The organism is Oscillospiraceae bacterium MB24-C1 (genome assembly GCA_030913685.1).
Classification (GTDB): Bacteria; Bacillota; Clostridia; order Oscillospirales; family Ruminococcaceae; genus Yanshouia.
On record CP133187.1, the window covers coordinates 1,985,425 to 2,005,009 of the forward strand.

Annotated in this window: 22 protein-coding genes; 13 read left to right on the top strand and 9 right to left on the bottom strand. The window is 48.2% G+C overall.

Annotation, left to right across the window (positions count from 1 at the left end):
* Window positions 1-98: 98 nt before the first annotated feature.
* A complete protein-coding gene (trxA, locus tag RBH76_09510) occupies window positions 99-410 on the top strand; it encodes a thioredoxin (protein ID WMJ82966.1) in 312 nt (103 codons plus the stop codon).
* Window positions 411-484: 74 nt separating this feature from the next.
* Window positions 485-2,929 carry a DsrE/DsrF/DrsH-like family protein gene (locus RBH76_09515; GenBank protein ID WMJ82967.1) on the top strand — a complete coding sequence of 815 codons (2,445 nt, stop codon included), beginning with the start codon at window positions 485-487 and terminating at the stop codon, window positions 2,927-2,929.
* 275 nt (window positions 2,930-3,204) lie between these two features.
* On the opposite strand, the gene RBH76_09520 is transcribed toward RBH76_09515, so the two are convergent.
* Window positions 3,205-3,909 carry a hypothetical protein gene (locus RBH76_09520; GenBank protein WMJ82968.1) on the bottom strand — a complete coding sequence of 235 codons (705 nt, stop codon included), beginning with the start codon at window positions 3,907-3,909 and terminating at the stop codon, window positions 3,205-3,207.
* Between the two features lie 424 nt (window positions 3,910-4,333).
* Window positions 4,334-5,527, bottom strand: a complete 1,194-nt coding sequence (coaBC, locus tag RBH76_09525) for a bifunctional phosphopantothenoylcysteine decarboxylase/phosphopantothenate--cysteine ligase CoaBC (GenBank protein WMJ82969.1) — start codon at window positions 5,525-5,527, stop codon at window positions 4,334-4,336.
* Window positions 5,528-5,793: 266 nt separating this feature from the next.
* Between coaBC and RBH76_09530 the strand changes: the two genes are divergently transcribed.
* Together RBH76_09530 and RBH76_09535 are read left to right on the top strand one after the other, a co-directional pair.
* Entirely contained in the window at window positions 5,794-6,447 is a 654-nt protein-coding gene (locus RBH76_09530; GenBank protein ID WMJ82970.1) for an ECF transporter S component, read from the top strand.
* A gap of 9 nt (window positions 6,448-6,456) precedes the next feature.
* Window positions 6,457-7,248, top strand: a complete 792-nt coding sequence (locus RBH76_09535; protein WMJ82971.1) for a type III pantothenate kinase — start codon at window positions 6,457-6,459, stop codon at window positions 7,246-7,248.
* A gap of 107 nt (window positions 7,249-7,355) precedes the next feature.
* Here the strand turns inward: RBH76_09535 and RBH76_09540 are convergent, their stop codons facing one another.
* The gene (locus tag RBH76_09540) at window positions 7,356-7,697 is read right to left on the bottom strand and encodes a DUF5658 family protein (GenBank protein WMJ82972.1); all 342 of its coding nucleotides are present in this window, start codon (window positions 7,695-7,697) and stop codon (window positions 7,356-7,358) included.
* 130 nt (window positions 7,698-7,827) lie between these two features.
* On the opposite strand from RBH76_09540, the gene RBH76_09545 reads away from it, so the two are divergent.
* From RBH76_09545 to RBH76_09555, 3 genes are all read left to right on the top strand, one after another.
* Window positions 7,828-8,592, top strand: a complete 765-nt coding sequence (locus RBH76_09545; GenBank protein WMJ82973.1) for a M15 family metallopeptidase — start codon at window positions 7,828-7,830, stop codon at window positions 8,590-8,592.
* 215 nt (window positions 8,593-8,807) lie between these two features.
* Window positions 8,808-9,161 (top strand): DUF1622 domain-containing protein, encoded by a 354-nt coding sequence (locus tag RBH76_09550; protein WMJ82974.1) that lies wholly within the window; start codon window positions 8,808-8,810, stop codon window positions 9,159-9,161.
* A 372-nt stretch (window positions 9,162-9,533) separates the two neighbouring features.
* Window positions 9,534-10,829, top strand: a complete 1,296-nt coding sequence (locus RBH76_09555) for a cation:proton antiporter (protein ID WMJ82975.1) — start codon at window positions 9,534-9,536, stop codon at window positions 10,827-10,829.
* A gap of 111 nt (window positions 10,830-10,940) precedes the next feature.
* On the opposite strand, the gene RBH76_09560 is transcribed toward RBH76_09555, so the two are convergent.
* Window positions 10,941-11,924, bottom strand: coding sequence for an ABC transporter substrate-binding protein (locus RBH76_09560; GenBank protein ID WMJ82976.1), 984 nt, complete (start codon window positions 11,922-11,924; stop codon window positions 10,941-10,943).
* A gap of 184 nt (window positions 11,925-12,108) precedes the next feature.
* Between RBH76_09560 and RBH76_09565 the strand changes: the two genes are divergently transcribed.
* Window positions 12,109-12,606 carry a hypothetical protein gene (locus RBH76_09565; GenBank protein WMJ82977.1) on the top strand — a complete coding sequence of 166 codons (498 nt, stop codon included), beginning with the start codon at window positions 12,109-12,111 and terminating at the stop codon, window positions 12,604-12,606.
* Window positions 12,607-12,677: 71 nt separating this feature from the next.
* Here RBH76_09565 and RBH76_09570 read toward each other — a convergent pair whose 3' ends face one another.
* Both RBH76_09570 and RBH76_09575 read right to left on the bottom strand, forming a co-directional pair.
* Window positions 12,678-13,058 (bottom strand): RidA family protein, encoded by a 381-nt coding sequence (locus tag RBH76_09570; protein WMJ82978.1) that lies wholly within the window; start codon window positions 13,056-13,058, stop codon window positions 12,678-12,680.
* Window positions 13,059-13,160: 102 nt separating this feature from the next.
* A complete protein-coding gene (locus tag RBH76_09575; protein ID WMJ82979.1) occupies window positions 13,161-13,565 on the bottom strand; it encodes a GNAT family N-acetyltransferase in 405 nt (134 codons plus the stop codon).
* A 367-nt stretch (window positions 13,566-13,932) separates the two neighbouring features.
* Here RBH76_09575 and RBH76_09580 point away from each other — a divergent pair, with 367 nt between their 5' ends.
* Window positions 13,933-14,610: a Crp/Fnr family transcriptional regulator gene (locus RBH76_09580; GenBank protein WMJ82980.1), complete on the top strand. Its 678-nt coding sequence runs from the start codon at window positions 13,933-13,935 to the stop codon at window positions 14,608-14,610.
* Window positions 14,611-14,890: 280 nt separating this feature from the next.
* Here RBH76_09580 and RBH76_09585 read toward each other — a convergent pair whose 3' ends face one another.
* From RBH76_09585 to RBH76_09595, 3 genes are all read right to left on the bottom strand, one after another.
* Window positions 14,891-15,613 carry an amino acid ABC transporter ATP-binding protein gene (locus RBH76_09585; GenBank protein WMJ82981.1) on the bottom strand — a complete coding sequence of 241 codons (723 nt, stop codon included), beginning with the start codon at window positions 15,611-15,613 and terminating at the stop codon, window positions 14,891-14,893.
* Complete coding sequence (locus RBH76_09590; protein ID WMJ82982.1) at window positions 15,600-16,307, bottom strand: amino acid ABC transporter permease; 708 nt, start codon at window positions 16,305-16,307, stop codon at window positions 15,600-15,602. The genes RBH76_09585 and RBH76_09590 overlap by 14 nt, the downstream gene beginning before the upstream one ends.
* A 111-nt stretch (window positions 16,308-16,418) precedes the next feature.
* Complete coding sequence (locus RBH76_09595; GenBank protein WMJ82983.1) at window positions 16,419-17,243, bottom strand: transporter substrate-binding domain-containing protein; 825 nt, start codon at window positions 17,241-17,243, stop codon at window positions 16,419-16,421.
* Between the two features lie 321 nt (window positions 17,244-17,564).
* Here RBH76_09595 and RBH76_09600 point away from each other — a divergent pair, with 321 nt between their 5' ends.
* The 4 genes from RBH76_09600 to RBH76_09615 all read left to right on the top strand — a co-directional run bounded on the left by RBH76_09600 (window position 17,565) and on the right by RBH76_09615 (window position 19,573).
* Window positions 17,565-17,747 carry a hypothetical protein gene (locus RBH76_09600; protein WMJ82984.1) on the top strand — a complete coding sequence of 61 codons (183 nt, stop codon included), beginning with the start codon at window positions 17,565-17,567 and terminating at the stop codon, window positions 17,745-17,747.
* A 147-nt stretch (window positions 17,748-17,894) separates the two neighbouring features.
* Window positions 17,895-18,734, top strand: coding sequence for a fumarate hydratase (locus RBH76_09605; protein ID WMJ85222.1), 840 nt, complete (start codon window positions 17,895-17,897; stop codon window positions 18,732-18,734).
* 12 nt (window positions 18,735-18,746) lie between these two features.
* Window positions 18,747-19,322 (top strand): Fe-S-containing hydro-lyase, encoded by a 576-nt coding sequence (locus RBH76_09610; GenBank protein ID WMJ82985.1) that lies wholly within the window; start codon window positions 18,747-18,749, stop codon window positions 19,320-19,322.
* On the top strand, window positions 19,319-19,573 hold the full coding sequence (locus RBH76_09615) for a hypothetical protein (protein ID WMJ82986.1): 255 nt from the start codon (window positions 19,319-19,321) through the stop codon (window positions 19,571-19,573). Before RBH76_09610 ends, RBH76_09615 begins: the two co-directional genes overlap by 4 nt.
* The last annotated feature ends 12 nt before the right edge of the window (window positions 19,574-19,585 follow it).

The following is a 19,585-nucleotide window of genomic DNA, read 5'->3' on the forward strand; positions in this document are numbered from 1 at the left end:
TGTCATATCGTTTTGTGATTGAGTTACAGAAAAATGCTAAAGCGATGGATATACTATGAACATAACAACAACTACAACCGCTAAAAGGAGAGATTATAATGGCAGTTTTAAAGGTAACAAAAGAAAATTTCAATTCGGAAGTTCTCCAGTCGGATAAGCCGGTACTCATTGATTTTTGGGCAACTTGGTGCGGCCCGTGCAGAATGCTTTCTCCGGTGGTGGACGAAATTGCTCAGGAGACCGATGCCGCTAAAATTTGCAAGGTCAATGTCGATGAGCAGCCTGAGCTGGCACGGCAGTTTCAGGTTATGAGCATTCCGACGCTCGTCCTCGTCAAGGATGGCAAGGTAGTCCAGCAGTCGGTTGGCGTTAAGCCCAAGGCTTCAATTTTAAACATGCTGAATGTATAAACAAGCAAAGATAAACAGCGAGGGAAGACATCTTTCTCTCGCTGTTTATACAGCCTGAAAGGAGAAAGGAACAAATGGACAAAAGACAAAAGGTTTTGATTGTTGGCGGCGTGGCAGGCGGCGCTTCCACCGCGCCTAGACTGCGCAGGCTCGATGAGCAGGCCGAAATAATTATGTTTGAACGGGGAGAATACGTTTCGTTTGCAAACTGTGGTCTCCCTTATTATATCGGCGGAGAAATCAAAGAAAAATCGGCCCTTACCGTTCAGACACCACAAGATTTTGTCGATAAATTCGATATCGATGTGCGTGTTTTTAACGAGGTGACCGCTATTGATACCGCCAAAAAAACGGTAATGGTACAGAACCTTCAAACCGGTAAAAGCTACGAAGAAAGCTACGACAAGCTGGTGCTTTCGATGGGGGCTGAACCGCTACATCCGCCCATTCCCGGTAGCGATTCTGACAAGGTGTTCACGCTGCGCAATATCCCTGATACTTACAGAATAAAAGAATATATCCAAAAGCACAAGCCCAACAGTGCTGTCGTAATGGGCGGCGGTTTTATCGGCGTTGAGATGGCTGAAAATTTGCATGCGGCAGGGCTGTGTGTAACATTGGTGGAGATGGCTGATCAGGTTATTGCGCCGATAGACCCTGACATGGCAGCCGACGTACATCGCCACATCGAGAGCAAAGGCGTACGTCTGGAGTTGGGCAACGGTGTCAAAGGCATGCGCGACGACGGATGCAAGTTGCAGATTGAGCTGGACAGAGGCAGCGTCGAAGCCGACATGCTGATCATGGCCATCGGTGTGCGGCCTGAGACTAAACTGGCCAAAGAGGCAGGTATTGCGCTAAACGCGCGCGGCGCCATTATTGTGGATGAACACATGCGCACCTCGGCGTCCGATGTTTATGCCGTGGGCGATGCTACTGAGGTAACCGACAGTGTTACAGGGCAAAAATGCTATGTTCCGCTGGCAGGCCCAGCCAACAAGCAGGGACGCATCGCGGCGGATAATATCTGTGGCATTCCCAGTGCCTATCCCGGAACACAGGGGTCTTCGATACTCAAAGTGTTTGACATGACGGTCGCTTCCACTGGCGTTAACGAAAAAACGGCGAAGCGGCTGGGACTCTCTTATGATAAAGTGTTCACCTATTCTGGCAATCACGCAGGGTATTACCCTGGTGCTGTCAACATGGCGATTAAAACGGTTTTTGAGCCGGAGACCGGGCGCATTCTCGGTGCACAGATTGTTGGTTATGACGGCGTTGATAAGCGATGTGACGTAATGGCCACCGCTATCCGCGCCAAAATGACGGCCGAAGACCTCTGCAAGCTTGAGCTTTGCTACGCACCGCCCTTTAGCTCGGCCAAGGACCCGGTAAATATGGCGGGCTTTGTCATAGAAAACCTGCTCACCGGAAAAATGAAGCAGACCCACTGGCACGATATCAAGGCATTGCCTCGCGATGGCAGTGTGGCACTCATAGACACCCGCACGCCACTCGAATTTGAAAACGGGCACATTGAGGGCTTTGTAAACTTCCCACTTTCTCAGCTGCGTAAGCGGTTAAATGAACTGGATAAGGCAAAGCCGGTGTATGTCAACTGCCAGATCGGCCTTAAAGCATATATTGCAGCCAGAATTTTGATGCAGAACGGATTTGATGCTTATGTTGTCGCGGGCGGATTCCGTCTCTACAACTCCATTTTTGGCAAGCGCCCCCAATCCGTATCGGCAGGACAGAAATCTAACTGCTGTCAACAGGATACCTGTAAGAGCGACGTGGTCATTGTTGACGCCTGTGGTATGTCCTGTCCGGGGCCTATCGTCAAGCTTTCTGGTGCGTTAAATACCGCAAAAAACGGTGACGTAATCGAAATTTCAACCAGTGACCCGGCCTTCGCCAGCGACATTGAAGGTTTTTGCCGCCGGACCGGCAATGTCTTTTTGGGGCTTGAAAGCAGCAAGGGCATCAGCACCGCCAAAATTCAAAAGAGCGAAAAGCAGCAAGCGGTGGTAGCGACAGGTGAAAGCAAGGACAAGAAGAACATTATAGTGTTTTCTGGCGATCTGGATAAAGCTATTGCCTCGTTTATTATCGCAAATGCCGCGGCAGCTATGGGCCGAAAGGTGAGTATGTTCTTTACTTTCTGGGGGCTTAATGTTTTGCGCAAAACCGAAAAGAGCAGTGTCAAAAAAGACTTTATGTCTAAGATGTTCGGCATGATGATGCCGCGTGGCAGCAAGAAGCTGGGACTTTCTAAAATGAATATGGGTGGTATGGGCGCCAAGATGATTCGAGGCGTCATGCAGAACAAAAACGTTGACAGCCTTGAAGATTTAATTAAGATGGCTCAGGATAACGGCGTTGAGCTGATCGCGTGCTCTATGAGCATGGACGTCATGGGTATTGCCAAGGAAGAGCTAATCGACGGCGTCAAGCTGGCGGGTGCAGCCGCCATGCTGGCAAACGCGGAAGAATCCGATATGTCGCTTTTCATCTGATGCATTTTACATCTGTGTAGGGCAAAGCTAGGGGGCGGTGGGGTAACGCTTTCTTAAAAGCTGCGCCCCAAAGGAGAAATCAGATTCAGGCTCTTTTCCAAGGCGATCTCTCTCGTACTCAATAATTTCTACACTTTTATAAATATCAGGCGCAAGGGGCTTTTCGCCTCTGCGCCTAATATTGTTAATGGCTTGAAGTTATTACATTTTTATAGGTTTTAAAAAGCGTGCCGCAACAGATTGTCGCGTCACGCTTTTTTCAGATGTAAACGGAACTATTCTTTTGTATAACCAAGCGGTAGCGCCACAAGCTGATCTGGGATATTGGGCGACAAGCCATTAATTTTTAACACGATCTCGTTGGCCTGCTCCTCGGCAATAGACTGCGTCATCCCAAGTAGTGTGTTGCCATCAAGAAAGAGTCGGACGGTCTGGTCCCCGCGCTTATACTCTGAGCAAGGCAATGTCTCACCCAAAAAGGGGCCGTTGCTCTCGCCGACATAATGCAGTTCAGTGAAGTCTGTGTCAAAGCTATTGGCGCTCTGAGACGCATCAATTTGTATATAACTACGCTGTGCGTCGTTAATTTGATAAACATTGTCTTCATAAATTAATGTGCGTATAGTCACCAAAACCCCCGACAGATCACTCGAAACACTGATGGAGGAATTACTGTCGCTGACCGCAATGAGCATGGCGTTTTCAAGCTGCATGCCTTCCATTTCGATGACCACATCGCAGTCGATATAATAAGTTCCGCTTCTGAGAATATCAGCATACCTTTCTGCGGCATTTACTGGCTGAGAAGGTGATTCATCACTCTCTGCGGGCGGGGGTTCCAACGTGGATTGAGATTGGGTTTGGCTACTTTGAGCCGCCGATGAAGTAGGCGACGACGAAACGTTGAGATTTCTTTCACCACAAGAAGTGAAAATTAAAATAAATATTACAATAAGTATAGAAAACTTGAGTTGTTTCATGTTGTCTTCCCCTTTTGCTACGCGAAACACAATGCTCATCCGGTAAAATGAAGAACACATAGTGCGCAGTAATATAATTGCCTATAAAAAGGCGGTTGCCGTGTTAAGCGGCGTGCCAGTGGGCAATTATTACGATTCAATAACTACTTTAGAGCTATTATATCACAGCCCTTGCGCCTTTTCAATTTTCGACAGAAAACAACCTACCAAGCTATTGGTAGGCGCGTCGCCATGTGTCAATTATGCGTCAAAAAAACAAAGGTGCAGCGTTGGAGGAGTAATTGCTGCACCAATTGAAAATCATAAGTGCTTGAAGTTTGCTCCAAAACCTAAACATTTTGGATTTTATGGACTTTTGCAAAACAATCAGGCGGCACTTCTTATAAGTACCGCCTGAATTCTATACCGTTATGAAGTGAATGCGTTATTTTCTATGGGATAGAATCTCATCTAGCAGTCGGTTGGCTGCCTCATCCTTAGACAACATTGGAAGTGCAATTTCATCTTCTGGTGTGATTACGGTCAACAGATTCGTATCGCTGGCAAAGCCTGCACCCGCCTGTTTAAGATTATTAGCGGCAATCATATCGAGGTTTTTGCTTTGCAGCTTTTTGCGAGAGTTTTCAACCATGTTTTGTGTCTCCATCGAAAATCCGCACAAAAACTGTCCCTTCGGTTTATGTTCGCCGAGATATTTTAAAGTGTCGGGCGTGCGTTCCAGCGCCAACGCCAGGTCACCATCCTTCTTTTTGAGTTTTTCATCGGCGCAGACAGCCGGCCGGTAATCAGCCACCGCTGCCGCTTTGATAATAATATCCATCTCGCTGCTGCGCGCTGTAACCGCTTCAAACATTTCTTTGGCGCTGAAAATATCAACTACTTCGACATAGGCTGGCGCCGACAGTTCGGTTTTTCCGCTGACCAATGTCACTTCGGCACCACGCGCACTGGCTGCGCGGGCGATGGCATAACCCATTTTACCAGTGGAATGGTTGGTAATAAACCGCACTGGGTCAAGGGCTTCTCGCGTTGCACCTGCCGTGACAAGCACTTTAAGGCCTGTCATATCCTTTGCATGGGCGGCGCTGTGCAATACGCTCTCGAGCATGTGCTCAGGCTCAGGGCATTTGCCCGCCCCGACATCTCCGCAGGCTAAGCGGCCATAGCCGGTTTTAAGCACCTCCCAGCCGTAGTGCGCCAGTGTCTTGAGGTTATCCTGTGTCACGGGGTTTTCATACATGGCGGTATTCATGGCTGGCGCAATAATTTTAGAACAGCGACAGGCCAAAACCGTGGTGGTCAACATATCATCCGCCAGACCGTGCGCCAGCTTGGCAATAACATTTGCGGTTGCAGGTGCTACAATACAAAAATCGGCTCGTTTAGCGAGCGACACATGCTCAACACTATGCTCAAAATTGCGGTCAAAGGTGTCCACAACGCAGCGGTTGTTGGTGAGCGCTTCAAAGGTCATGGGAGTAATAAACTGCGTAGCATTTTTTGTCATCAGCACATGCACATCAGCCTGCTGCTTAACCAGCAGCGAAGCAAGCGACGCTGCCTTATGTGCGGCGATGCTGCCCGAAACGCCCAGTAAAATGGTTTTATTTTTAAGCATTTGGTACACGCCCTTTCTATTCTACGGTTTTTTACAAAAATGTTTGTGTTTATGCGTCTCAGGCGTTATAATACTCAATAGCCAGCCGCATGGCAACACAATTTTTTTCATTTTATCACCGGATACCCCATTTGGCAAGGCGTTTTACCCACGCCGCTGCGCCGAAGGGCAAATTCGCTCTGGGGAATGATTGAATACGTCGTGTAGGCTCGGTGAATAATTGCGCTGTATCCCATAAAGGTGAACAGCAGCAGGAGGAATTAAATATGCAAGAGACCCGTACAAACCGCGGCCCCGATCTTCGCCACCTCACGCTTTTGGCACTTTTTGCCGCCATTATTGTCGTGATGGCCAACGTACCCCTTTTAGGGTACATTCCGCTCGGCTTTATGAACGCCACCACCATTCACATCCCGGTCATTATCGGGGCGTGCCTGCTAGGGCCAAAATCCGGGGCGTTTTTGGGCGGCGTATTCGGGCTGACCAGCCTGATTAACAACACCTTAAAGCCGTTGATCACCTCGTTTGTATTCACGCCATTTTATAGTCTGGATCCCCGCTTTTCTGGTGGGCTGCGTAGCCTTGTAATATGCTTTATTCCAAGAATTTTAATTGGAATAGTAGCTGGGTTAATTTTCAAATGGCTTAAAGAACGCACCGGGCCTTTTCTGGCCTGTGGGGCGGCTGGGTTTCTTGGTTCGATGACGAATACCGTTTTTGTTATGGGCGGTATCTACCTGCTGTATGGTGCAAGCTATGCCGAGGCGCGTAACATCGGCTTTGAAACGTTGCTTGGCGTTATCATGGGCGTCGTAGGCGTTAATGGCGTGCCGGAGGCTATTTTGGCTGCATTTTTAACCATCGTGATCTGCCCGTCACTTTATAAAGTTCTCCATAGCCGAAAGCTTGGAAAGGAGTAGTTTTATCGCATGATTATCGCGATCGATATCGGGAATACCAACGTTGTCATCGGCGGCATGCGGGATGAAAATGTGCTTTTTACTGCGCGGCTTCGCACCGACCCGGACAAAACCGATTATGAATACGCCTCGCTCTTAATGGAGCTATTTATACTGCACAAGGTCAAACTCGCCGATATCGAAGGCGCGATTATTTCCTCGGTAGTACCGCCGCTGAGCGCTGCAATGCAGAACGCGGTGGAGAAAATCATCGACAAGCGTCCGCTGCTGGTTGGCGCAGGCGTTAAAACTGGGTTGAATATCCTTGCCGACAACCCCGCCCGCGTGGGTAGTGATCTCATTGTCGGTGCTGTCGCAGCGTTGGCGCGCTACCCCAAACCGATTTTAGTATTTGACTTCGGCACTGCCACCACCCTTGTCGTGTTGGATAAAAAAGGGGACTATATTGGTTACATGATCATGCCGGGTCTGCGCAGTTCTGTGCAGGCGTTGGCCTGCGGAACGTCGCAGTTGCCACATATCAGTCTGGAACCACCTGAGATGCTGTTGGGTAAAAACACTGTGGACGCCATGCGAACCGGTGCTATCTATGGGAATGCCGCCATGATCGACGGGTTGATTGATCGGGTGGAAAAGACCGTTTTGGGCTGTCCGGCCACTGTGGTGGCCACCGGCGGCCTGACCAGTTGTATTGCCCCGCTTTGTCAGCATGAAATTATCTGCGACAGCGATTTAATTTTGCAGGGGCTCTATCTGCTTTATCAAAAGAATGCGCCCAAGCCGAGGACAAAATCAAAATAACACGCGTAAACAGCGGATGGCTTTGCCCATCCGCTGTCAGTTTATATAAGTTATGCTAGCTTTTTAGGGGGTCGCAAAGACACAAGATGCATGTTTGCCCGATGTTTTTATAAGCTGATCCAATACAACCAAAGGTGTAGCACGGTTACAATGAAATAGGCCACAATCAAGACTTCGAGCGCACGAGCAGAAAGTTTAAAGTGCCGGACATCGACAACTCTCAGCCGCCAGTCAAGATAGATCATTAGCGCAGCAGGGAGCAATAGCTTGAGTAGCAGTGTGGCCCAGTCGCTTTGTAACGCCAGTGCCATAACCGGGTTTACTTCACGAAATTTGCCGGTTTGCAGTAGAAACTTTGTTATGAACATATCCAAAACATTTAACGCGTACAATAACAGCATGCGAAATCGCACCCCGCTGCTAGTACAGCGCTTCATGAAAGGGGGCATTCTTGAATCCTCCTAAATATTTTTATTAGCATTTCCTGGTACAAATTGAATATTCCTTGCTAAACACAATGTTCTGTGAGAAAATAGACCCGTCAGATACACGAAAAGTGAATTAAAAGGAGTCCTACTATTGTCGCGATATCTTATTGTTTTCTTTTGCATCGTATTGATGCTACTGTGCGGATGCAGCCGAGAGGCCGCTGATCTCATTCCCAGCCAGTCCGCTCTTTCAGAGGGTTCGCAACCGGACAAGCCGTCGGAGAGCCAACCTCCCGTTTCGTCTTCCGAGATATCAGTACCCTCATCCGAAGTCACTGCCGAATTAGACGACTGGCGGCTGATGCTGGTCAATTTTGAGCAGCCCCTTCCGGAGGGTTGGTCGGTGGATCTTACCATGACCCGTTACGGTTACGAGGTTGATGCACGGATTACCGATGCGGTTGACGAGTTGATTACAGCTGCTTCAAACGACGGGGTCTCGCTGATTATCTGTTATGGTTACCGTACGATTGAGCAATCACGTCAGCTTTTTGAAAAACAGGTTAACAAACAACTGTCGTTGGGGCTTTCGCAAGAGGAGGCCCTTGTCGAAGCCAGACGCTGGGTAGCGCCTCCCGGCACCAGCGAACACCATACGGGCCTGGCGCTTGACATTGTTACACTTTCGCATCAGGTACTCAACCATGCTTTTGCCAATACTGACGCTGGCATTTGGATGGCCGCACACAGTTGGGAGTATGGATTTGTCATTCGCTACCCCGAAGATAAGCAGGACATCACCGGTATCACATACGAGCCGTGGCATGTACGTTATGTAGGCAAAGAGCACGCCGCCGCAATGCACGCAAATGACGAATGTCTTGAAGAGTATGTCGCACGTCTAAAAGACAAATAAGTTTTCAATAGTTTTTAAACCTGAAAACGCGGAGGCTTCTGGTGGGCACTGCAACACATTGCGCAGTTTGTCTATGCTACGCTTTAGAAAGTAACAATCTTGTTATAAAAAGTGCGCCGATATTCTTTGGCATGAATAATTGTGTTAAAAATTCAAAAAATCGGGATGTCTGCAACTGAAAACGGCCGGGCAGCCTTATTCAAGGAGTATGCACTATGAATCTGGAACACTTAATAGAACTGACTCTGCCCACCATCATCGCGCTTTTAGATATTATCGGCATATTCATTATAACACTGGGTTCGTTAAAAGCTTTTTATTATTACCTGAATCATGTCATTCGCAAGAACCGGTATAACTATAAGTTTATGCTGCTACAGGACATGGCAACGGGACTTGAATTTAAAATGGCAGCAGAAATTCTTAAAACGGTTCTGATCAGAAGCTTGGATGAACTGATTATTTTGGGTGCCGTTATAATGCTTCGCGGACTGATGTCTTTTATGATACATTTTGAAATGAAGGCTGAACGCGAGGGAGAGTTACCCGATTCAGATAGCAGGCAATAACAATCGTAATTTTGTTGGATTAACCCCGCCTTATTTTATGCGTGGCGTCGCTTTGATAAGCGATGCCTGTTTTTTTATAATGTTGCTATTTGCGAGGCAAGATAGCATTGTATTTAAGCAAGGAATGAAATACACAATCTTGTTTTTACGCCAAGCCATTTGTGCAAAACGCACCATTTACACTATATAAGTTTATTTAATATGCGTATTATTAATCTTGAATTCACACTTCGCGAGTGCTATACTGGGCAATACCGAAGGAAATGTTGCAATAAAAATCTAATATGTAGCATTTCTTTCATGAAAATATACCCCCTTCTCTCTACGTATATCTTTCGCACGGTAGTGCAGATCGATTAGAAAGGTGATCTTATGGAATCCTATCGTTTTATTTTTGATGTCGCCATTATACTTTTGATGACTAAGACTTTTTCAATACTCACAAAAAGAGTGGATATGCCACAGGTGGTAGGTGCACTTGTAGCTGGTTTGCTGTTGGGCCCCAGCTTGCTGGGTATTGTTCAACCTTCCGAATTTATGAATCAAGTCTCTGAACTTGGCGTTATTGTTTTGATGTTTGGTGCAGGTTTGCAGACCGATATTAAAGAACTGCGCCGATCTGGAAAAGCTGCATTTTTTATTGCACTTTGCGGCGTGTTGATTCCTTTGGCCGGGGGTTACTTTCTTGCGACGGTATTCAACCGCGGCCATGAGGTGTTTCTCGAAAACCTGTTTGTCGGTATCGTATTAACTGCAACCTCGGTTTCAATTACAGTGGAAACCCTCAAAGAGATGGGCAAGCTTTCTACGAATTCTGGTAACGCCATTCTTGGCGCGGCATTGATTGACGATATTATCGGTCTGATATTGCTCACAACGGTCACGGGTGCAGCCGATGAGACGGTCAGTCTTGTCAGCGTTCTTATCAAAGTTGTGGCATTCTTTGGGATCAGCCTGTTGGTAGGCGGATTTTTGCACCGGATAATCGAAAAATGGATGGAGTCAGCTGCCTGGGACAGAAAGCGCTTCGCCATCATTTCTTTGGCCTTTTGCTTTTTCTATGCCTATGTTGCCGAAGAGATCTTCGGTGTTGCGGATATCACGGGCGCGTTCATTGCCGGCCTCATTATCTCAAATACCATCCGCGCAACCTATGTGTCGTCACGTTGTGAAATATTGTCTTATATGCTGCTTTCGCCGATATTCTTCGCCGGCATAGGTTTAAAGGTGACACTTACCGCGCTGAATCTCGATACAATCATTTTATCTGTAAGCCTCCTTGTTATCGCGGTTATTACGAAAATCGTCGGTTCCGGCCTGGGCGCAAAAGTATGCGGATATACAAAAGAAGAATCTCTCCGCATAGGTGTTGGAATGGTTTCCCGTGGTGAGGTAGCGCTCATTGTCGCCAATAAAGGAATTGCCAGCGGGTTGATGAATACCATATTTCTGGTTCCACTCGTCTTAATGGTGGTAGGTACAACCGTCATAACCCCGATATTGCTCCGTCTGGTTTACCCGAAAAACAAGACCGGCGCATACGACGATCTGGTTCACAGCGATCTGATCGAGAACTACAGCGAGGTCAGAGACTTCGATCTTGCTTCAGAAACCGTGTTGGAAATGCACCGTGAGCTAAGAGGGAATGATGCGAAAAAGAACAGATAGACTTAAAAACCGTCTTCGATAACGCGACACCTTTCTGTTTGATTGCTCATGGGCATCTAAACAGAAAGGTGTTTGGTTTTGTTAATTAATAAGCGAACAGCACGGAACCATTCACTTTGAAAATAGCTTTTGCCACCAGGTTTTTTCAGGCTCTGGTTCCGGCTCCGGCATATCCATAACAAAGGAGGGCTTAGGCGATACGAAAGCCTCAGGAAAAGCTCTTTTCATCAAGTCTTCCAGCTCAAAAAACATTCTGGGGGACTGCCGTTCAAACATTCTGGCATCAAAGGTATAAACCCGTTCGTGAGTGACCGCTGAGGTCCTTTTATAATAGTCACTGCTTTGCAGTGCCTCAAGACTGATTGACTCGTCGCAGAAAATATAGTTGGGGTTTAGATCCGGCTCAGCTTCCAGCGGATAGTTCCAGCCAGTATAAGCATCACCCTGATTTACAAAGCCCATTTCGGTTAGCAGTCCGCCTTCAAGCGTGTCGCCAGTGGCCATCACAAACGGAATCTGCCTTAGATAGACCGCTTTGTTTTCCTCCGGTGACAATGCAGACGATACCGTCTCGCTAACATAGTCTAGCGTTGTGTGGACAAACAGTGAGAGCTGTTCCGTTTTTAGATCGCCCATTTCGCTGCCCTCAAATGCCGTGCAGAGCAAACGGTAGTTTTCTAATATGCCGTCGAGGGTTTGAGCACTCGTTACCACAATAATCTGAACGCCTGCCGCCTCCAGGCTTTTTGTTATCTTGGTGGGCAGCGTAGCCGAACAAAAGATAATATCGGGTTCAAGCTGCAAGAGGGTATCGGCATCCGGCATCAGAGCCGTTCCACAGGCAGCCGTATCCTGTGCAGTTTCCGGCAACTCGCAATAGTCGCTCACTCCCACAATTCGGCCCCCATAACCCAAGGCAAACAGCGTATCGGTGAGAGCAGGTGAGAGGCTGATTACCCGCTTGGGTACGTGGGTAAAAGTAGTATCGCCTACCGAAACTGGCCAGCGATCATCGTTGCTCTTGGAAATTTTTCCACAGGCGCAAGACAATATCAGCAGCATACACGCCAAAAGGGCGTACAGCAATTTTTTCATTTGGGTTTCTCCTTGCATGTATAAATAAAGCCACTCCATTTTAACGCAGTGAGACAAAGCTTGTCAAATAAAACGAGCACAGTTGGATACTGTCATTTTTTGGAGCGTTTGCTGTAATCAGTTGATAATTCGCTTGATAGGCGCTATACTTAATACATTGAACAACAAACGAGAGGTGCCTTTGATGAACTATATGATCAAATACGTTTCCGGCGAACCGTGTTTTGATGCGCTTGGCGTTATCAAGCTTAGCTGTGCGCAGTCGGTGCCGATAAACGACCGCATCTATGCACAGGCCCAGCTTGGGCGAAACGACGAGAGCCTGTTTGTGCGGATCATTTCTTTTGAGACAAAGCCCGCGGCAAACGCGCGTCTGACGGCGGTGTTCTGCCTTGGCGAGCGGGAGCTGCGCATGACCGTAACGGCCGGTGGACAGGCTGAAGCTTACTGTGGGGATAGCGATCTCACCGCTCAGATGACCGCTTATATTAAACAGGGGGAGGACCTTCAGGGGGAATATTGGGCCGGTGTGCTTTTGTTTCCGCTGGAGTCACTGTTCGCTGCGCTCGACACGGACAAAACGGCCCTTCCGATGACCCTCTCGGGCAATATTCTTCGCGAGAACCCTGCGCTCTCCTGTGCCGTCCCCACCAACGAAGTGGTTGCCTTTACGCTTAAATAGTGGTTGTGGATTCTTATTAACGCTAAAGCGCCCTGCCATAACGCTTGGCAGGGCGCTTAATTGTCTAGTTGTTATTCTTTGTAAGCCACTGCTTCAATTTCGACCAACGCGGCCTTTGGCAGTGCCGCAACCTGAAAGGCTGCGCGCGCAGGACAATCGTTAAGGAAATATTTAGCGTACTCCTGATTCATGGGTGCGAAGTCGTTGATATCATTAAGCAAAACCGTGGTTTTGATGACGTGGGAATAATCCATGTCCGCCTCTTTTAAGATGGCGCCGATATTTTTAAGTGCCTGAGCAGTCTGGGTAACGATATCCGTGCCTGCGAATTCACCGGTGGCTGGGTCAATCGGTAGCTGGCCCGAAATATAAAGAAAATTGCCGGCGCGAACAGCTTGTGAATATGGCCCAATTGCACCCGGAGCGTTTTTGCTTGAAATGATTTGTTTCATAAATTTTTACCAACCTTTCATTCTATATATGGTAGCATAAAAGCTACAGGGTCGTTATTTTGATAGCCAGATTCTTTTCTTTTTAGCAGTCGGGCATAGGCATCAGGTCCAAAGCTCGGTGATAAACATTGGAGATTCATCCTGGCCCTTTTCAAAGCCACAGGCCTCATAAAACGGCACTGCCGTGTCGTAGGCGACCAGAACAATACGAAGATAATCCTGATAATGCTGCTTGGCCATTTCCATCAGTTTTCTACCGATGCCATGGCGTTGATATTCAGGATGGACAAGAAAATAGTGAATATACGCTGTCATTACTCCGTCATCCATTGCGCTTAACAAGCCTACCAGCGTGTCACCTTCCCAGGCGGTATAAACTGTCTTATAATTTTTCATCGCTGCATGAAGCTTATCGGGGTAATGCCCACTGGACCACTCCAGCGCCAAAAATAATTGCTGCAGCTGTATTTGGTCGATATCATGAATTCTCTTATAGCTGATGCGCACTGCATCGCCTCCAAAATTTAAAGTTTCTCAATTATTATAACAGCATACCATTGCAAAATCTAGCTTGTGTTACTCTATTATGCAATCGCTTTACATCAAAAGCGTAAGGCTTCTATTTAATGTTCTTTAAAAATAAAACCCGGTGCTAAGCGAAAAGCTGGTCGCTGCCCTCAAAGACACTTCTGCACCGGCAGTCGATCAAAGCAAATGCATCAATGCGGTAGGTGGGGTAAATTTAATCCAATAGGAACGCTTTAAGAGAATGATTTTTTTCGCCAGTGAACTTTACGAGCTTTTTTATGCTAAAATGATACTGTCAGTATGTTCAAGCTGGCAAACTATAGCCACAAGAAAGGGGGCGCATTAAATGCTGCAGCACGATTGCTCAGATCTGTTTATAAAAAACCTTTCCTTTTGGGAGCAGCTTTCGGACAACGAGAAGCATCTCCTCTGCGATAATACCATGCTGGCCAAATACGCCAAAGGTACGAACGTTCATGGCGGAGGAGACGACTGCATTGGCATTATGCTGTTAAAAAGTGGTCAATTGAGAACCTATATTATGTCAGAGGATGGCCGCGATATCACGTTATATCGCCTGTTCAAAAGCGATGTCTGCATTTTGTCGGCCTCCTGCGTGTTGGATGCCATCACTTTTGACGTTTTTATTGATGCTGAGGAGGATACGGAGGTTTTATTAATCAATTCATTGGTATTCCATCAGCTGGCCGACCAAAATATTTATGTTAAAAGCTTTGGGTACCAATTGGCGACCACCCGCTTCTCGGACGTGATGTGGGCTATGCAGCAGGTGCTATTCATGAGTGCCGACAAACGGTTGGCGATCTTTCTCACCGACGAGCTTGCCAAAAACGGCAGTGACGAGATAAAGTTGACCCATGAGCAAATTGCTCGGTACATGGGCAGTGCCAGAGAGGTTGTCAGCCGCATGCTTAAATATTTTGCACAGGAGGGTGTGGTGACGCTCTCGCGAGGTGGATTGAGGGTTATTGATAAAGCGAAGCTGCGCCGTTTGGCACAATAAATGCCGTTGAATCTATTAAAAAGCGGGCACGGAATTTGCTTCCGTGCCCGCTTTAGCATCCTAAAGTCGGCACAAGTGAAACAAATTTTGTAACGAGTAGCAACAAGGTAATAATGCGAAAAAACGGGTGCGGGGGCCGTAGTGGGCGATTTATATGACCTATGCGTTCAGCGAAACCGTCAAGCCGCGCAAGCGGGATGTCAGTAGACACCGACCTTTGCGTTGCAAAACAAATCGGGCCGCAACAGTTTGTTGCGGCCCGAAAACCATTGGCTTTTAATTACAGTACTTTAGATAAAAAATCCTTCAGGCGGGGGTTCCGCGGGTTTGCAAAGAAGACGGAGGGGCGGTTCTGTTCTAAAATGCGTCCCTCATCCATGAAGAGCACGCGAGTTCCCACCTCACGGGCGAAACCCATCTCGTGGGTGACCACCACCATTGTCATGCCCTCGTTAGCCAGTTCTTTCATAACCTCGAGCACCTCGCCTACCATTTCGGGGTCTAGCGCTGAGGTTGGTTCATCAAACAGCATAACATCCGGCTTCATGGCCAGCGCGCGTACAATGGCGACACGCTGCTTCTGACCGCCCGAGAGCTGCGCGGGGTAAGCCTGAGCCTTATCCGATAGACCGACGCGCTCCAGCAGTGCAATGGCGCTTTTCTCCGCCTCCTGTGGCGTTTGAAGCTTTAGCTTAACGGGCGCTAGCGTAATGTTTTGAATGATACTTAGATGCGGGAAAAGGTTAAAATGTTGGAACACCATTCCCATGCGTCTGCGCAGCGCATCAATGTCGCACTTGGGGTCGGTGATATTATTATCCTCAAACCAAATTTCACCAGAGGTTGGTGTTTCCAGCAAATTCAGGCAACGCAAAAATGTGCTTTTGCCCGAACCTGAGGGTCCAACAATAACGACTTTTTCACCTTTTGTAATGGTTTCGTTCAAACCCTTTAAAACGTGTTTTTCGCCAAAGTATTTATCAAGCGCTTTAACGGTAATCACTTTTTGCAAGCCTCCTTTCCAGCAGGCCCACAAGTTTTTCAAGGCCTATGACCATGACAAGATAGATGAGCGCCACAGCAACAAGCGGCAATAGCGCCTCATAAGTACGGCTTCTGATAATGTCGCCACCCTTTGTTAAATCCTGGATGGCGATATAGCCGGAAATGGAGGTTTCCTTTAGCAACACAATAAATTCGTTGCCCAATGCCGGAAGGATGTTTTTAATGGCTTGCGGCATGATAATCAGCCACATGGTTGCGTTGTAGTTAAGTCCCAAGCTTCGACCCGCTTCCATTTGACCGCGGTCTATGCTCATAATGCCGCTTCTGAAAATCTCGGCGACATAGGCGCCGGAATTAAGGCCAAACGCGACGCTGGCCACCAGCGTTTTGTTTATATCTACCGAGGCAAAAACTACATAGTAGATGATCATGAGCTGGATTAGTGCGGGGGTGCCTCGGATGATGGTGAGATATAGCTTTGCAAAAACGTTAAGTAAACTGAGCCACCACCTAGGTTTGGGGGATTTGTCGTGCGTTGTGCGCACCATTGCAATTAAAAAACCGATGGCGACACCAATAAGTACCGCAAACAGTGCGATAATAATCGTGTTTTGAAGGCCGGTAGTCAGATATTTCCACCGATTATCCTTGATGAAATTTAGATAAAATTTTTCGGAGAAGCTCAAAGCCATTCACACCCTTGACATTTCTTTATCGTTGCGACGGTATATGCATTAGTATAACACAATAGGGGCCCTGAAAAGAACCCCTAAAGCATATAATAAATTTGCCTTTTTTGCAACTTACTTCTTGATGATGATAACCTGAGAAGCAGTGCAGTAGCTGTCAGTAAAGTCGATGCTCATCAGGCGGTCCTCGGTGATAGTCATGCCCGCGGCACCAAAATCGGCCTTGCCGCTCTGAACGGCAGCGATAATCGCATCAAACGCCATGTCTTCAATTTTCAACTCATAGCCAAGCTTGTCGCAAATTGCTTTTGCAAACTCTGCGTCAACACCGACAATGCTGTCGCCTTCATGGTACTCATAAGGGGGGAACTCAGCGTTTGTCGCCATGACAAGGGTGCCCTTGGAACGGTCGACATCGGCGGGGGACTCGTAACCCTTAGCACCTTCGACCTGGCCGATATACTTGTCGAGAATGGCCTGTAGTGTACCGTCGGCCTTTAATTCGGCAATGGCAGTATTAATAGCTGCGGTGAGGTCACTCTTGTCCTTAGAAACGCAGATAGCATATTCCTCAACGGTGAACGGCTCTTCAAGCACGGTAACATCATCGTTGTTTTCAGCAAGTGCCTTGGCAACCTGATCGTCGACCATGACGGCGTCAATCTTGCCCTGAGAAAGTGCCTGAACAGCCTCAAATGCCTTATTGTATTGCTCGATGGTTGCGTCCTCGATGTCCGAAGCGTAGATGTCACCGGTGGTGCCCAGCTGAACGCCAATCTTCTTGCCGACAAGATCAGCCGTGCTCTTAATGGCAGGCTCAGCGCTCTCGGAAGAAGCGGGTGCAGAGCTCGACGGTGTAGCAGAACTCGAAGCCGAGCCACAGGCGGTAACCGCCAGCAGCATCATGATTGATAGCAGTAATGCAGTAATTTTTTTCATTCTATTTTCCTCCATCTCATCTTAAAGTTTGTCGTTGTCAAATTGATTCTGTTTGTATATTATACTCATATCTCATAATAAATCAAGTGCTTTCGTGAAATTTATTGCAAATTTATTCATGCATATGCATTTTAGCTATTTTAAAGGCGCATAAATGTATCCGCTTTAGCCGCAAAGAACATATTTTGTCTAAGGGCCATACAATGTAGTGTACCTGTAAATACCAAAACTTACTTGATATATAAGGAGCACGATGCATTATGCATGATAGAAGGCGTAGGTCCGTAGCTGGGGCCGAAGACAAAGTACAAAGAGCAATGCATGAATATTGTTGTTGTTCGCCTTGGTGTAACTGCGGTTACCAGGAAAAGAGCTGCTGCGATCGCGGGCGCGATCCCCATCACTGTTGCTGCTGCTGTTGTTGCTGCTGCAAGCCGCCGCGCAAGCGGATTTGTTACCCGGTCTATCCGGATATCTGTAATGGCTGTGTTAGCTGCACCTTGAGCTGCTGATTCTCATCTTTCTCTATCGGAGGGGCGTAGCGCCCCTCTTTTTTTACAGCGCATAAGGGGTGTATGATGTTTGGTTGATACAATTTGCGCGTTGAGCCGTCTTTTGGACTGTGCTATAATGGACGTCGAGGTGATTAAGATGAAAACAATAACGGCCCAACAGGTGACGGAAGTTGTGAGAACGCTTTGCATTGAGGCGAACCGCTTTTTACCTGAGGATTTGCGCACAGCATTGGAGGATGCAAGAACTGCTGAAACCTGGCCCACTGCGTGTGGGGTGCTAGATGATATTATAGAAAACTACCACCGCGCCGAAACGCTGGACATGCCCATCTGTCAGGATACCGGCACGGCATGTGTTTTTGTCGAACTTGGGCAGGATGTGTTTGTCGAGGGCGGTCTTACCGATGCCATTAACCAAGGTGTTCGCCTTGGTTATGTTGAGGGCTATTTGAGAAAATCTATCGTCTCCGATCCGCTGGAGCGCAAAAACACCTGCGATAACACCCCCGCCGTCATTACCTATAACGTGGTACCGGGTGACTGCCTGACTATTACGGTGGCCCCCAAGGGTGCGGGCAGCGAAAACATGGGCCGGTTGGCCATGCTCAAGCCGTCCGACGGCGTGGAGGGCATCAAGGCATTTGTGCTGGAAACGGTTGAAAAGGCTGGCCCGAACCCGTGCCCACCTATCGTGGTGGGAGTGGGCGTCGGTGGGAACTTTGATCGTGTGGCTCAACTGGCCAAGAGGGCGCTGCTGCGACCTCTTGATTTAGAAAACCCCGATCCGCGCTACGCCGCGCTTGAGAGAGAACTGCTGCAAAGCATCAATGCACTGGGCATCGGCCCGCAGGGGTTTGGCGGCCGCACAACGGCGCTAAGGGTCAATATTGAGACGTTTCCCACTCATATTGCACAACTGCCCTGCGCCGTCAATATCAACTGCCATGTCACCCGCCATAAGACGGCGGTGCTTTAAGGGGGCGTTCACATGAAAAAGAAGATAACAGTGCCGTTTACCGAGGAACAGGCTCTTTCGCTGCGTGCGGGAGATTCGGTTTTGATTTCTGGCGTGATTTATACGGCGCGCGACGCCGCGCACAAGCGACTGGTGACGCTGCTTGATGAAAAGCAGTCGCTACCCTGTGATTTAAAGGATCAGATCATCTATTACGTTGGGCCTACGCCTGCCAAGCCGGGCGGCGTTATCGGCTCTGCCGGGCCGACGACCAGCTACCGCATGGATGCCTACGCCCCACGCCTGATGGATGAGGTCGGCTTGCGCGGCATGATCGGTAAGGGATTACGCTCTGCCGAGGTCATTGACGCGATAGAGCGTAACAAGGGCGTTTATCTGGCTGCCATCGGTGGCGCGGGTGCGCTGCTGGCCTCGACTGTGACTGCCTGCGAGGTCATTGCTTATCCTGAACTGGATTCGGAGGCAATCCACCGGCTTGAGGTGGTGGATTTCCCGGCGGTGGTGGTGTTGGATTGCCACGGCGGAAACCTCTACAAAACCGGACGCGACGCCTATCTTGAAACGGTATCGGAGGGCAGCGAGAAATGATTATGCTGTTTAACCGTCGTGAACTCACCGTGACCCATAGCATGAAGAGGCAAGGCGAGATACGCACGCTACTAGCTGATAACCACATTGATTACCGCTTAAAAACCCGCGGACAAGATGATTCCCGCACCCGGGCGGATACGCGGGCGCGTTTTGGCAGCGCAGGCATAAACCCCGAGTTCCAGTATATTTATACTTTTTATGTGCATAAAAACGACTATGAGAGTGCGTTGCATATTATAAACCAATAAATCCATCATCCA

Bases quoted from the DNA above. Each gene is read 5' to 3' on its own strand.
- RBH76_09600 (WMJ82984.1), top strand. From the start codon at position 17,565: ATGAATATTGTTGTTGTTCGCCTTGGTGTAACTGCGGTTACCAGGAAA.
- RBH76_09590 (WMJ82982.1), bottom strand. From the start codon at position 16,307: ATGGCTTTGAGCTTCTCCGAAAAATTTTATCTAAATTTCATCAAGGAT.
- RBH76_09605 (WMJ85222.1), top strand. From the start codon at position 17,895: ATGAAAACAATAACGGCCCAACAGGTGACGGAAGTTGTGAGAACGCTT.
- trxA (WMJ82966.1), top strand. From the start codon at position 99: ATGGCAGTTTTAAAGGTAACAAAAGAAAATTTCAATTCGGAAGTTCTC.
- RBH76_09580 (WMJ82980.1), top strand. From the start codon at position 13,933: ATGCTGCAGCACGATTGCTCAGATCTGTTTATAAAAAACCTTTCCTTT.
- RBH76_09555 (WMJ82975.1), top strand. From the start codon at position 9,534: ATGGAATCCTATCGTTTTATTTTTGATGTCGCCATTATACTTTTGATG.
- RBH76_09550 (WMJ82974.1), top strand. From the start codon at position 8,808: ATGAATCTGGAACACTTAATAGAACTGACTCTGCCCACCATCATCGCG.
- RBH76_09570 (WMJ82978.1), bottom strand. From the start codon at position 13,058: ATGAAACAAATCATTTCAAGCAAAAACGCTCCGGGTGCAATTGGGCCA.
- RBH76_09515 (WMJ82967.1), top strand. From the start codon at position 485: ATGGACAAAAGACAAAAGGTTTTGATTGTTGGCGGCGTGGCAGGCGGC.
- RBH76_09565 (WMJ82977.1), top strand. From the start codon at position 12,109: ATGAACTATATGATCAAATACGTTTCCGGCGAACCGTGTTTTGATGCG.
- RBH76_09560 (WMJ82976.1), bottom strand. From the start codon at position 11,924: ATGAAAAAATTGCTGTACGCCCTTTTGGCGTGTATGCTGCTGATATTG.
- RBH76_09610 (WMJ82985.1), top strand. From the start codon at position 18,747: ATGAAAAAGAAGATAACAGTGCCGTTTACCGAGGAACAGGCTCTTTCG.
- RBH76_09535 (WMJ82971.1), top strand. From the start codon at position 6,457: ATGATTATCGCGATCGATATCGGGAATACCAACGTTGTCATCGGCGGC.
- RBH76_09540 (WMJ82972.1), bottom strand. From the start codon at position 7,697: ATGCCCCCTTTCATGAAGCGCTGTACTAGCAGCGGGGTGCGATTTCGC.
- coaBC (WMJ82969.1), bottom strand. From the start codon at position 5,527: ATGCTTAAAAATAAAACCATTTTACTGGGCGTTTCGGGCAGCATCGCC.
- RBH76_09520 (WMJ82968.1), bottom strand. From the start codon at position 3,909: ATGAAACAACTCAAGTTTTCTATACTTATTGTAATATTTATTTTAATT.
- RBH76_09615 (WMJ82986.1), top strand. From the start codon at position 19,319: ATGATTATGCTGTTTAACCGTCGTGAACTCACCGTGACCCATAGCATG.
- RBH76_09595 (WMJ82983.1), bottom strand. From the start codon at position 17,243: ATGAAAAAAATTACTGCATTACTGCTATCAATCATGATGCTGCTGGCG.
- RBH76_09530 (WMJ82970.1), top strand. From the start codon at position 5,794: ATGCAAGAGACCCGTACAAACCGCGGCCCCGATCTTCGCCACCTCACG.